The organism is Terriglobus tenax (genome assembly GCF_025685395.1).
Classification (GTDB): Bacteria; Acidobacteriota; Terriglobia; order Terriglobales; family Acidobacteriaceae; genus Terriglobus; species Terriglobus tenax.
The window spans coordinates 519699-532697 of sequence record NZ_JAGSYA010000004.1; the positions used below are offsets into that span (position 1 = coordinate 519699).

General features: G+C 61.1%; 12 protein-coding genes. 5 read left to right on the forward strand and 7 right to left on the reverse strand.

Annotated features, from left to right (window positions below; all coding sequences use genetic code 11):
- Positions 1 to 2: 2 nt before the first annotated feature.
- Complete coding sequence (locus tag OHL13_RS07755; RefSeq protein ID WP_263409557.1) at positions 3 to 944, reverse strand: hypothetical protein; 942 nt, start codon at positions 942 to 944, stop codon at positions 3 to 5.
- 151 nt (positions 945 to 1095) lie between these two features.
- Here OHL13_RS07755 and OHL13_RS07760 point away from each other — a divergent pair, with 151 nt between their 5' ends.
- Positions 1096 to 1710: a UbiX family flavin prenyltransferase gene (locus tag OHL13_RS07760; RefSeq protein ID WP_263409558.1), complete on the forward strand. Its 615-nt coding sequence runs from the start codon at positions 1096 to 1098 to the stop codon at positions 1708 to 1710.
- 90 nt (positions 1711 to 1800) lie between these two features.
- On the opposite strand, the gene OHL13_RS07765 is transcribed toward OHL13_RS07760, so the two are convergent.
- Both OHL13_RS07765 and OHL13_RS07770 read right to left on the reverse strand, forming a co-directional pair.
- Entirely contained in the window at positions 1801 to 2751 is a 951-nt protein-coding gene (locus OHL13_RS07765; protein ID WP_263409559.1) for an alpha/beta fold hydrolase, read from the reverse strand.
- Between the two features lie 3 nt (positions 2752 to 2754).
- A complete protein-coding gene (locus tag OHL13_RS07770; protein WP_263409560.1) occupies positions 2755 to 4320 on the reverse strand; it encodes a UbiD family decarboxylase in 1566 nt (521 codons plus the stop codon).
- Positions 4321 to 4369: 49 nt separating this feature from the next.
- Between OHL13_RS07770 and OHL13_RS07775 the strand changes: the two genes are divergently transcribed.
- Both OHL13_RS07775 and OHL13_RS07780 read left to right on the forward strand, forming a co-directional pair.
- Positions 4370 to 4852, forward strand: a complete 483-nt coding sequence (locus tag OHL13_RS07775; protein ID WP_263409561.1) for a GNAT family N-acetyltransferase — start codon at positions 4370 to 4372, stop codon at positions 4850 to 4852.
- 63 nt (positions 4853 to 4915) lie between these two features.
- Positions 4916 to 5647: an energy transducer TonB gene (locus OHL13_RS07780; RefSeq protein WP_263409562.1), complete on the forward strand. Its 732-nt coding sequence runs from the start codon at positions 4916 to 4918 to the stop codon at positions 5645 to 5647.
- Positions 5648 to 5719: 72 nt separating this feature from the next.
- On the opposite strand, the gene OHL13_RS07785 is transcribed toward OHL13_RS07780, so the two are convergent.
- The 4 genes from OHL13_RS07785 to OHL13_RS07800 form a co-directional block, all read right to left on the reverse strand.
- A complete protein-coding gene (locus OHL13_RS07785) occupies positions 5720 to 6715 on the reverse strand; it encodes a VTT domain-containing protein (protein WP_263409563.1) in 996 nt (331 codons plus the stop codon).
- A 156-nt stretch (positions 6716 to 6871) separates the two neighbouring features.
- On the reverse strand, positions 6872 to 7465 hold the full coding sequence (locus OHL13_RS07790; protein ID WP_263409564.1) for a Dps family protein: 594 nt from the start codon (positions 7463 to 7465) through the stop codon (positions 6872 to 6874).
- A gap of 68 nt (positions 7466 to 7533) precedes the next feature.
- Entirely contained in the window at positions 7534 to 8799 is a 1266-nt protein-coding gene (locus OHL13_RS07795) for an HlyD family secretion protein (RefSeq protein WP_263409565.1), read from the reverse strand.
- A gap of 2 nt (positions 8800 to 8801) precedes the next feature.
- Positions 8802 to 10256 (reverse strand): TolC family protein, encoded by a 1455-nt coding sequence (locus tag OHL13_RS07800; protein ID WP_263411627.1) that lies wholly within the window; start codon positions 10254 to 10256, stop codon positions 8802 to 8804.
- Between the two features lie 237 nt (positions 10257 to 10493).
- On the opposite strand from OHL13_RS07800, the gene OHL13_RS07805 reads away from it, so the two are divergent.
- Both OHL13_RS07805 and argJ read left to right on the forward strand, forming a co-directional pair.
- Complete coding sequence (locus OHL13_RS07805; protein WP_263409566.1) at positions 10494 to 11582, forward strand: Gfo/Idh/MocA family oxidoreductase; 1089 nt, start codon at positions 10494 to 10496, stop codon at positions 11580 to 11582.
- A gap of 13 nt (positions 11583 to 11595) precedes the next feature.
- Positions 11596 to 12813, forward strand: coding sequence for a bifunctional glutamate N-acetyltransferase/amino-acid acetyltransferase ArgJ (gene argJ, locus OHL13_RS07810; protein WP_263409567.1), 1218 nt, complete (start codon positions 11596 to 11598; stop codon positions 12811 to 12813).
- Positions 12814 to 12999: the final 186 nt, after the last annotated feature.

Consider the following 12999-nt stretch of genomic DNA (forward strand, 5'->3'; position numbering starts at 1 on the left):
CTCTACCGGCTGCCCGCCGCCGGATCCGGCATCGGCACCGTGGGATTCTCCCTCGCCAGCTCCTCGACCTCTTCCAGCCGGAAGACCCGGGCATCCTTTGGTGGCTCAAACCGGCCATTCCCAACGTAAGCCGCAATAATGCCAGCCGTCAGTTCCGGACGGAAAAAGACCAGCGGCAGCAGATACTTCTTTGACTTCACCAGCGACTCCGCCACGCCATTCACCCTTGAACTGCGCGGAATATCACCCGGAACCTGCGGAATCACAAAGGTCCGCAGCTCCAGTTCGTCATGCTTGCGGGCATACTTCACAAACGACTTCGAAATCTGCTTGGGCGTCGTAATGCCGCCGTCGGCCAGAAAATTCCGGTGCACGGCCTTCGGGAAGTAGAGATTCAGCAGCTTCCGAGAAAAGTCAGCGCAGTTCTGGAACAGCAGGTTGAAATGGCTGTGATTGTGCGCCTCGTTGTAGGTAGCAATCAGTTCGGCATCCTGCGAGGGTGTCGTACTCACCTGGTAGCCATAAATTCTTCGGTCATAGGACGCGCCCACCATCTGGATCCAGTCACCCACCGGCGCATGTCCACCCTCGGCGTCCGGCACAATTTCCCGCAGAAAACGGCGGCGATACGCATCGCGCAGATCCGCCTCCATCTGCCCGGTCACCGCAATCGGAATCTCACTCTTGTCTTCGACGGCATACAGGTACGGAATCAGCGGAATCGCCACCCAGTCATAGTGGTTCACCTTGTAGTAGCGGCTGATCACTACGCCCAGTTCTCCAGGGTGGCAGGTACGCAGACTCACCGGAGTCTCGGCACACACCCGATCCAGGTAGATTGCGGCATGGCCGGTCGGATTCATGGCCCCAAAACGGCCAAACGGCTCCTCCACCAGCAGCGCAACGCTACCGCGCGCTGCAATTCCTCCCAAGAACAGAGCCACACCAAGGCTCCAACGGAAATATCTCCAAATCGATTTCATGTCTCTAACTTGTTGGATGCAAAAGAAAAACAGCGTGTAATTTATTCGACAGCTAAAAGCTGGAAAAGTCGCTGTGCGGTCATCAAACGCGCTGCCTGCCATAATGATGGATGTGAGCCAAGTCGTTTCACAAGAACGGGTTATCGTCCTTGCCATCACCGGGGCCAGCGGTGCGATCTTCGCACGCGAAGCCTTGCGCCTGTTGCAAACGGACACACGCGTGCGCCGCATTCACGTGCTGGCCTCAGACGCCGCGCTGCGTGTCTTCGCCGAAGAGCTGCAGCTTGCAGGACGCAGCCAGCTCGTCGAAAAGCTGCTCGGTCACCCGTCTGAGAAAGTCATTCATCACACGCAGGACGACATCGGCGCGTCGATCGCCAGCGGAAGCCATCTCACCCACGGCATGATCGTTCTGCCCTGCTCCATGGGAACCCTCGCCGGCATCGCCAACGGCATGGCCTCCAACCTGATTGAACGCGCCGCCGACGTAACCCTGAAGGAACGCCGCCCGCTCATCCTCTGCGTGCGCGAAACGCCTTTCAACCGCATCCACCTGCGCAACATGCAGCTCGCGGCCGAGGCCGGAGCGACCATCTACCCGGTCATCCCCACCTTCTACAACCATCCGCAAAGCGTCGAAGACATCGCACGCAACTATGTGCACCGCGTTCTGGCACACATCGGCCTGCCGCAGCCCGGCGCCTACGAGTGGAAGGGCGAGGAATAAGCTGAGTTGTGAGGTACGCGTGTAAGAGGTGTAGCCCCCCTCGAACACTCCATACATCAACGCACAACTCGCAACGCCGAACTCACAGCTTTATCGGGGCCACTCACGCCGCCCGCCCGCCGTCGCAGGCTCCGAGGCCAGAAACTCCTTCGTCGCCTCGAACACCGGTACCGGGCACTCCCGCGGAGCCAGGTGGCCACATCCATCTACCACCTCAAGCCGCGCCTGCGGCACCAGCTGCTGCAACCGAACGCCCGTCTCCAGCGGAATCAGGTGGTCTTGTTTACCCCACACAATCAGCGTGGGCTGCTTCAGCCCGTCCAGGCGGAAGTCCATCAGCTCCCGGCCGATGGTCATGGCATGAATACTCCGCTCCGTGACCCAGCCGCTGCTGGCCGCCTTACGCACCACATCGCGTGAGACGAAGTCCGGAAGTTTCGCCGGGACCGGCTCCAGCACACGCAGCAAATCCGCAACCTGGTCCACACTCTTCGGAGTAAAGCTGTCGAAGGAGAAGTCGACCGGGAAATACAGCCCCGCCGTGTCGTAGACGCCTAGCCGGCGGACGCGCAGCGGGTGATCCACCGCAATCCGCATGGCGATCCAGCCTCCCATCGACCAGCCCAGTACATCCGGCTGCCGCAGCTGCATCGCGTCCATGTACTGAACCACCACCTGTTCTTCAACACCGATCGAGTAGTCCGAGTCCCTGGGCTGCTCAGAGCGGCCATATCCCAGAAGATCAGGCGCATAGACGTGGTATCCCGCCCCGGCAAAGCGCGGAATCAGCTCCGCCCAGTCCTCAATGCGGCTGCCCAGCCCATGAATCAACAGGAGCGGCTTTCCGTTCGCCGGGCCGGCTTCTACATAATGAATGCGGTGACCCTCCAGCGTGACGTAGCCGTTCTTCACGCCCTGCCGCCACATCTTGAAGCGGAGCAACTGGTCGCTTACCCAAAGCGGACGCAGGTAAAACACCGCGCCCAGAACGAGCATCACCAGCACAAGCCCCCCAACAATGCGTCCGAACGTGCGCAACATGCGTTAGTTGAACCCCAGCTTGCGGCAGATTCCATCCACCCGCGACTTCACCTCGGCCGGCATCTCCAGCATCTCCGGCCATTCGCGCGTAAAGCCTTCCGCGGCCCACTTGCGCGTCGCATCAATGCCCATCTTGCTGCCATAGTTCGGCAAACGCGACGCGTGGTCCAGCGAGTCCAGCGGTCCCATCGTGAACTGAATATCGCGCTCCGGGTCAATGTTGTTGGTGACCCGCAGCGTCACCTCGCCAATATCCTGCACATCGCAGTCCTCGTCCACCACAATCACAATCTTGGTGAACATCGCCTGCCCCATCGACCAGATGGCGTTCATCACCTTGCGCGCCTGCCCGGCGTAGCTCTTCTTGATCGACACGATCATCAGGTTATGGAAGACGCCCTCGGGCGGAAGGTTCACGTCCACAATCTCCGGACAAGTCAGTTTCATCAGTGGCAGGAAGATGCGCTCAACCGCCTTGCCCATCCATGCATCTTCCATCGGCGGCTTGCCCACGATGGTTGCAGCATACACGGGGTCCTTGCGATGCGTGATGCACGTAATGTGAAAGACCGGATAGTCGTCCTTCATGGTGTAGAAGCCGGTGTGGTCCCCGAAAGGACCTTCACTGCGCAGTTCCGTCAGGTCGACATAGCCTTCCAGGACAATCTCCGCGTGGGCGGGAACATCCAGGTCCACCGTCTCGCACTTCACCAGCTCCAGCGGCTGCTGCCGCAGGAAACCGGAGATCAGGTATTCCTCGGCCTCTGGGGGCGCCGGAACAATCGCCGCAAAGGTCGTCGCCGGATCTGACCCGATGGCCACAGCTACCTCCATGCGGCTGCCGCGAATTTTGGTGAGCACCTGCTGCGGGACCGAGCTGATATCCGCAGCAGCAGCCGTTCCGCCCTGCGTCAGCGCCATCACATTCACGGCCTCGGTGCTGGAACCGGCAGCCGCGCGCAGCGTCTCGCGGACATGCTCGGCGGCGTTCTTCTGCCGCTGCCAGTGCATGCCGGTCGTCTGCCCGTCATACACCTGCATACGGTACATGCCCAGGTTGCGCTTGCCGTTCTTCGGGTCTTTGGTCGTCACCAGGGGCAGCGTGATGAACCGCCCGCCATCCTGCGGCCAGGTCTTCAGCACGGGAAAATCCAGCACGTTGAAGTTCTCCCGGTGGATCACTTCCTTGCACGCCGCGTCCTTCTTCGAAATCACCTTCGGGAAGAAGCTGCCCACCTCGGCCAACTTCGGCAGCATCTTCAGCTTGTCCATCAGCCCGCCGGGCATGGGCGGCTGCAGCAGCGTGGTAATGCGGTTGGCCACGTCGTCCAGCGACGCAACACCCAGCGCCATCAGCATGCGCTTCTCCGAGCCAAACTGGTTCATCAGCACGCGCGACCCGGGATAGCCTTTCACGTTCTCAAATAGCAGGGCCGGTCCGTCGCTCTTTACGGCGCGGTCGGCGATCTCGGCCATCTCCAGAATGGGGTCGACCTCCTCGCGCACGCGCACCAGCTCCCCTGCCTTCTCCAACGCCTTGATCCATTCCCGCAAGTCCTGAAACGCCACTGCCTTCACCTCGTATCCCTTCTATCGTACCGTGCGATAGCCTGAAAACATGCTCTTGAAACCTGCCCGGCATGATGACATCGAATCTCTCTGCGCCATTGAATCGTTGTATCCACAGTTCATCACAGTGCAGCCTCCGGCTGAGCACCTGGCGGCTCTCCAGAACCCGAACTTCGCCTACCTGGTCGCACGCGGCGATGAAGGAGAAGTGGCCGGCTACGTCATCCTCACCGGCCTGCAATCGCCACACCACAACGTCGAACTGCGCCGCATCGCCGTCCGCAACCCCAGCCAGCGTCTTGGCCGCCCCGTGCTGCGGGAGGCAATCGCATTGGCCTTCACGCAGTACGGTGCGCACCGCCTGTGGCTCGATGTCGCCGAAGAAAACACCCGAGCGCAGTCGCTCTACCGCTCACTTGGCTTTCAGCAGGAAGGCATTCTGCGGGAGGCCCACTTTCACAACGGCAGCTATGCTTCCCTCGTCCTGATGTCGATGCTTGCCCGCGAGTACAAGGAACAAATCGCTCCGTAGCAGTGTCTATGGCTGCGTACGCATTCCTCGCTGGATGCGCACTCACTGCAAAGGAGTGCCACCATGCTTGAATCCGCCCTCATCGAGTCCACCGGACGCATTCGCACCACCCGCCGCTACACCGCCATCGCCTCCGTCGGCCTGCAGATCCTCATCGGCGCAGGCTGCATCGTTTACCCGCTCATCTATCCGGAAGCGCTACCAAAGTCAGCCACAAAGTTACTCTCCATTGAGCCACCGATGATGACCAGGGCGCCGCAGATCGTCACACAGCAGCAAGCTGTCAGCAGCCGCCCCACGCCGATGGTGGACAACGCGCTTCACGTGCCTCCAACCATTCCGACCAACATCAACGAGACACCTGACCCAACACCTCCAGGTACAGTCATTGCGGGTTCCGGCCTAAATATGAGCGGTCCCACCGGCCCCAGCGTCATCGGTTCGGTGCTCTCTAACATCGGCTCAACGCCTGCCGTTGTGACCGTCATCCCCAGGCCCAAACCCATCGTGCAGCGAGTCTCGGAAGGCGTCACGCGCGGTCTCCTCCTCAAGCCCATCACGCCGCTCTATCCGGCCATTGCGCGGGCCGCGGGCGTACAAGGAAATGTCGTGGTCTCGGCGGTGATCTCGAAGTCAGGCTCGGTCGAGAGCCTGCAGGTAGTCAGCGGTCCGGAGATGTTGCGCAATGCCGCACTTGAGGCGATCCGGGCCGCGCGCTACCAGCCCTACCTGCTCAACGGCGAACCCACCGAAGTGCAGACCACCATCACCATCCACTTCACCATGGGAAGCTAAGCAGTTATGAGTTGCGAGCTTTATGTTGCGAGGAAACCAGGCCCAACACATCACTCACAACACGCAACTCTCTCAGGCGCTCACCGCAAGCTTCGGCGTGGTGGAAGGCGACTCCGGCTCCGCGTACTCTTCCAGCGGATATCCGGCCTCTTTCCACCCATCGAAGCCGCCCTTCAGCGGCCGTACGCGGTAGATCCCGAACTTGTGCAGCTTCAGCGCCACCTTTGCGCTGGTCTCTTCGCTGGGGCAGGTGCAGTACAGCACAATATCGCGGTCACGCGGAATCTGGTCATGCTGCCGCTCCAGTTCCGCCGGCAGAATCCGTACGGCTCCAGGCAGGACGCGCGGGTCAGGCAGGTAGTCCAGCGGGTGCCGCAGGTCGACGATATACGGTGCCTGCGTGCCTTCCTCGACCGCATGCTCAATCATTTCCTTCAACTCGCGGGCATCCAGACGCATCTCACGCACACTGAGCAGGAACTTCCGCTGACGCCAGAGCTTCTGCACGAAGAACCCGATCACCAGCAGCACAAACAGGACACCCGCAAACTTACCCAGCAGGTGGAACAGCTCGGCATTCTTCTTGACGATGTCGCCGAAAAACCGGCCGGCAAAGATATACGCGCTTCCCCAGCCCAGCGCACCCAGGCCGTCCATCAGCAAGAACTTCGGGTAGGGCATGCCCGTCTGTCCGGCAACCGGCGGAGCCAGCGTATTCAGCCCCGGCACAAACTTGGCGAACAGCAGCGTTACACCGCCACGCTTGCCAAAGTAGCCCTCGGTCTTCTTCACGCAGGCGCTGGCTTCCAGGCTCAGCCGGCACACCAGCTTTACCACCTTGCCGCCGAAACGGCGCCCCAGCCACCACCACAGCGAGTCCGCCAGAAGGCACGCCGCCACCACTCCCGCCAACGCAATGGACGCATGCAGCTTGTGCGCCGCGGACAAAGTGCCCACCGTCAGCAGCACCGGTGTGGTCGGAATGGGGATGCCAAGTTGCTCCAGCAGCACCCACGTGAACAGGATCACGTACGCATACTGCACGAAGAACTCGATGGCGATTGGCATGGAAATGGCCCCGGGGGAGGTGTTGATCCTAAATCACTAGATGTACGGGCAGGCAAGGAAGGTGCAAACCAGCATAAAGAGCCTGCCCTGATAGGGACAGGCTCTCATAGTTTACGCCGTTCCGGGTATGAAATTACTCAGCAACAAGGTATGAAATTACTCAGCAACAATCAGCGGCATCTGGACCAGATGCTGGCTGAGGAACCAGCTCTGCAGTTCGTTGGGGCGAAGCACATCGCTCACCGCCAGGTCGTTGGTGCCGTCATCCCCCGCCTTGTCGGCGGCTTCGGCCAGCTTGTGGCAGTCCTCGATAATGATGCGGTGCGCCTCCAGCAGGCGGCCGATCTGCACCGGCACTTCCTCGCGGCCACGCGGCGGGCGCTGAATCCGCGACACCTCAGCCACATCCACTCCCATCGCCAGGGAGACGCCGCCCAGCAGTTGAATCCGCTCAGCGATCGCGTCCACGATGTCGACCTGCTCCTCAAAATGCTTGTCAAACAGCAGATGGAGCTGGTTGAAGGTCGGTCCGGCTACTTGCCAGTGGTGCTTCTTGTACAGGTCGCGCAGGGTAATCGAGTCGGCCAGAAGCTGGTTCAGCTTCGCGCACATCTCCTCGCGGACGTCCGCATCAAGACCAATCGGGAGATCCTGTACGACTGAGCCGTACTTCTGGATCTCCCGGGCCTTTTCATGCCAATGCGGAGTAATCAGGTCCTTGCTTCCGACTTTCTTCATTGCGACAGCCATCTTTGGTTCTCCTTTAGGGAATCTCTTTTGCTCCCTTAGGATGCGGCTTTGGTCGCGATGGATTGCCTCTACTTGACCCTTACTTCCGGAGCAACCGAATAACCAGGACGGAGTGCCAGGTCCTTGTTCTCTTCTTTCAGGTTGGTGAAATCAATGCGTACCGGAATACGCTGCACTACCTTCACGTAGTTACCGGTCGCGTTCTCCGGCGGGAACAGGCTAAGCCGCGAACCGGTGGCTCCGCCAATCTGCGTCACCTTACCTTCAAACGTGCGTCCACCTAAAGCGTCGACCTTGATCTCCACCTTCTGGCCTGGCTTCATCTGTTCCAGCTGCGTTTCCTTGAAGTTGGCCGTTACCCACAGGTTCTCAAGCGGAACGATGGTCAGCAGGTTCTGCCCGATGGACAGGTTCATACCTACCTGCACGTTCTTCTTGTTCACAATGCCGGTCGTCGGAGCCACGATCTTCGTGTAGCTCAGGTTCAACTTCGCCTGGTCAACCTTCGACTGAGCGTTCTTCACCTCGGCTGCGGCCGCGCTTGCGCGGGCCTCCTGCACCTTCACCAGCTGCGGTCCATTCTTCGCGGACTGAGTGGCGCTCGCCTGGGACTGTGCCAGCTTCTGCTGAGCCTGGCGGACAGCTTCCTGCTGCGCAATCAGAGAGGCCTGTGCTTCCACAAACTGCGCCTTCTGCGCCGCTGCGCTCGCAATCACCGAGTCATACTGCTGCTTGGAGATCACGTCCTTCTGTACCAGCGGTGTGTAACGCTCCACGTCCAGGTCGGCCTTGGTGGAGTTGGCCTTGGCCTGCTCCACACGGGCAGCAGCAGCAGCAACCTGCTTCTGGGACTGGGCAACAGCAGCGATAGCTGACTGCACGTCCGATCCCGTCGTCGAGGTTTCGGTGCGGGTGTTCAGGCTGGTGATCGGTACATTGACCGTCGCCTGTTCATAGGCCGCCTGTGCATTGGCAAGCTGAGCCTCAGCCTGCTGCAGGGCAACCTCGTAGTCCTTCGGGTCGATCTCGGCCAGCACCTTGCCGGCCTCAACCTGCTGGTTGTCCTCGACGTAGACCTTGATCACCTGTCCGGTAACGCGCGAGCTGACCTGGTACAGGTCGCCATCCACCTGCGCGTCGTCAGTGTCTTCGGTAAAGGTGCTGCGCCAGTAGAACAAGCCGGCTGCCAGCGCCAGCAGTACCAGCACCGCAATCACGATGACGCGCCGCTTGGCCTTCTTCTCCGGCTGCTCGGGCGCCGTGTCGTCGCTGCGCTCCTGCACAGCCTGCGGCTGAACCTTCTGCTGTTCCTGATTCTGTTGTCCGTCCGCCACGGTCACTTTCCTCCCACGTAATCTTTGTAGTTTGTCTGCGCTACGCCAAGAGCACGGGCCAGCTCCAGCTTGGCCAGGTTGTGCTGATACAGCGCGCTGATGTACTGATCGTTTGCCTGCGCGGCCTGCGACTGCGCCTGCGATACCGCAAGGTTGTCACTGACGCCTGCCTTGAAGCGCTCCTGCGCCTCCAGCAGAGCCTCATTCGCCGTCTCCACGTTGGTATGCGTTGCCTCTACCAGCTTGGCCGCCGACTGAATGTCCAGGATCGAGGTGCGAATATCCTGGTTCACCTGCTGCACCTTGTCCGAGAGCTGCGCCCGCGCCGTCTGAAGGCTTGCGTCCGCCACTTCCACATCACCCTTCGTCTTGGCAATCTGCAGAATGGGAGCCTTCACGTTTCCACTCACCGTGTACGTCCCATCCAGGTGCGAGAGCGTCGGCCCAATCACGCCATAGTCGCCGCTGACTGAAACCGCCGGAAGCTGCTGCGCCCAGGCTGCTGTCTTTTCCGCACCGGCGCCCTTCAGCGTCTCTTCGGCAGCCGCCAGGTCCTTGCGGGTCTTCAGCGCCTGCTGAAACGCCGCCTCGGCGTTCAGGTTCTCCATCGGCTGAAACGGAGAGGTATCCGTCAGTCGGAACTGCTGCTCCAGCGGCATACCAATCGTCCGCGCCAGCGCCAGCATGTCCTTGGCGAGATCGTTTTTCGCCGAGATCAGCAGCTGTTGCTGGTTCTGGTAGTCGACCTGGGCCCGCAGAACATCCAGCTTCGGGCTGGTACCGGCATCATGCGCTGCCGTGGCCTGGTCCAGGCTTACCTTGGACGAGTTCACCTGCGCCTGTACGCTCTCCACGCGGGCCGCATCGGCCACGCACAGCAGGTAGGCGTTGCCCACCGTCAGCGTCACCATGTCGCGTGCATCTTCTGCCGTCAGCTTGGACGCCGAAAAATTGTGCTTGGCCGCGATGTAGTTCTCCAGCGATTGCACGTTGACCACCGACTGCGACAGGTACGCACGGAAGTCGAAGACCTGGAACGGCCCGACAATCGGGTTGAAGCCAGGAAAACTGAGACCGTACGCCGCAAGATTCACCTGCTGCACGTTATAGGTCGCCTCTCCATGGGCAGTCGGCAGCAGAGCCTGCAGTTCCTGCAGCCGCTTGCCACTGGCTTCCTTCACAGACGAGGTCTCGAGAATCAGCCCCAGGTTGGTCTTCAGTCCGCGCTGAATGGCGTCCGACAGGCTCAGGTCCAGAACTCCGTCCGTCGCCTTGCCCTCAACCACTGAGCCCTTGAAGTTGTTTTGTCCGCTCGAACCAGCGCCCTGCGACTGCTGCGCCAGCACTCCCTGCGCCGCCTGTACGGCTGCAGCGCCAGATCCGGGCGATGTATCGCCTCCGCCCGACGGTGCTATCCCGCTGCGCGACTGCGCACCGAGAGCACCCGCCAGAAGCATCGCCGGCAAAACCAAAATCTTTCTTTGCGCCATTGTCCCCATGCTAACCGCAACCGAACATCACACTGCTACCGGTCTTTGTCCGCCGGCCTTCCAAACGACTGAAACGGCTGTTCTTCCTTTGGATGCAACCCCCGTCGCATAAAGCTTCAAAAAAGTTGCATTTTGCCGCAGGCCCCGGAAATCCTGGTCCCAGCCCCTTGCACCCGGCTGCCTGTCCGCTGCACCCTTATACCCATGATTCGTACAGGACTCATCGGCTTTGGCCTTGGCGGCCGCGTCTTTCACGCCCCGTTTGTCTCCGTAACCCCCGGCATGGATCTGACCGCTGTCGTCCAGCGCGGTCCATGGAAGCAGCCCTTCCCCTCAGCCTCAGAACAATATCCCCATGTCCGCATCGTTGACTCGGTCGACGCCCTCCTGGAGTTGCAGGATCTGGACCTGATCGTCATCTCCACCCCCAACGACTCCCACTTCCAGCTCGCCCACGCCGCACTTTCCGCCGGCAAGCATGTCGTTGTCGACAAGCCGCTCACCACAACCTCGGCGGAGTCTCACCAGCTTCTTTCCCTGGCCGCCTCCAAAAATCTTGTCCTTGCGCCCTTCCAGAACCGCCGCTTCGATGCCGACTTCCGCACCGTCCAGAAGGTCCTGGACTCCGGCCGTCTCGGCCGCCTAGTCACCTTCCGCGCTCACTTCGATCGCTTCCGTCCAGGCCTACGCGCCAATACCTGGAAGGAAGGCTCGAACCCGGCCAACGGCATCCTCTTCGATCTCGGACCCCACCTTGCCGATCAGCCGCTGGCGCTCTTTGGCAAGCCCGACTACGTCACCGCCTCCGTCCGTCATGACCGGGACGGCTCACAGATCGACGACGCCTTTGACATGCGCCTCGACTACCCCGGGCTGACCGTCCATCTTTCTTCCAGCATGATCGCCGCCTCGCCCTCGCCTCGCTTCCTTCTGCATGGCACCGGAGGCAGCTTTGTGAAGTACGGCCTTGACCCGCAGGAACCCGCACTGCTCGCCGGTCAGCGCCCCACCGTCGACGGAGAGTGGCTGCGCGAGCCGGAATCCGCCTACGGCACGCTGATCACCGCCGATCCGGCTACGTCCAACTCCACCCTCTCCGAGACCGTTGTCTCTGAAACCGGAGACTACCGCCTCTTCTTTGCCAACGTGCGCGACGCCATCAACGGCAAGGCCGAACTGACCATCCCGGCCATCCACGGCCTGCGCATCATCCGCTGCCTGGAGCTGGCCCGCCAGTCCAGCGAGGAAAAACGTTCCATCCCCTTCACCGAAGCGGACTGGAATTGCAGGTAAACTCAACCGAGAAATGAACGATTCGCAGCCTTCCGCACTCCCGGCCGGCTTTCTGTGGTCCGCCACGAAAGCCGGCATCAAGGCCTCCGGCAAACCGGACCTTGCCATCGCCGTCGCGCCGAAAGGCGCCTCCGCAGCCGCATCTTTCACCCAGAACCAGATGGTCGCAGCGCCGATCCTCGTCGGCCGGCAACATATGACCACCACCGGTGGCCGTGTAACCGCCGTGCTCATCAACTCCGGCAACGCCAACTGCGCTACCGGACAGCATGGTCTGGACGCCTGCGCCACCTCCTGTGAAGCCTTCGCCGCCCTGGCCAACTGCCCCGCTGAAGAGGTCTTCCCTTCCTCCACCGGCATCATCGGCGTCCCTTTGCCCGTGGAAAAGATCACCGCAGCTCTGCCCACCGCTTTTGCCGCACTGGCAGACACCGAGCAGGCCGCCGACGACTTCCGCCGCGGCATCATGACCACGGACACCCGGCCGAAGTCCGCACGCGCCACCATTACCTACAACGGCAAATCGGCTTCTATCTATGGAGTCTGCAAAGGTGCCGGCATGATCGGCCCGCAGGTTGGACCGCCGCACGCCACCATGCTGGTCTACCTGTTCACCGACATCACAGCCACCCCGGCACAGCTCCGTACGGCTCTCGCTCCAGCGGTCGAGGCCAGCTTCAACTCCATCTCCATTGATGGCGATACCTCCACCAACGACACCGTTCTTCTGCTCGCCTCCGGAGCCAGCGAACTCACGCTGGACGAAAATACCTCCGAGCTCTTCCAGAACGCCCTCAACCTGGTCACGAAAAATCTCGCCTTCCAGATCGTCGATGACGGCGAGGGAGTCACCCACGTTGTGACCCTGCACATCACCGGCGCAGCCACCGTGGCCGACGCACAGGCTATCGCGAAGACCATCGCCACCTCGCCGCTCTGCAAGACCGCATGGTCCTCCGGAGACCCCAACTGGGGCCGCCTGATGGCCGCCGCCGGACGTGCGGGCGTAGCCTTTGACCCGGCAAAGGTCTACATCCATATCGGCGACCAGCCGGTCTTCGAGGCCGGAACCCGTTCACCGAAGTTCGACGAGGCCTCCGCCCACGCCGTCATGCTGCAGCGCGAGTACACCATCCATATGGAGCTGAACGCCGGCCAGGCGGAAACCCGCTTCCTGACCTGCGACCTCACCCACGAGTACGTCAGCATCAACGCCGACTACTCCACTTAAAGAACGTGCCTTGTCATCTCGACCGGAGTAGAACCCTCCGGTCGAGATGACAACACCAGGTCCGCTCAGATTTCCCTTGCCATTCCGTAGTGCAGCGGATGGAATCTGCTTCTTCCGTCCCCCAGCTCCACAATCCTCCCTCAAACTTCGCACAACCGTGCGATCATCGCCCAGATACGGTGACGC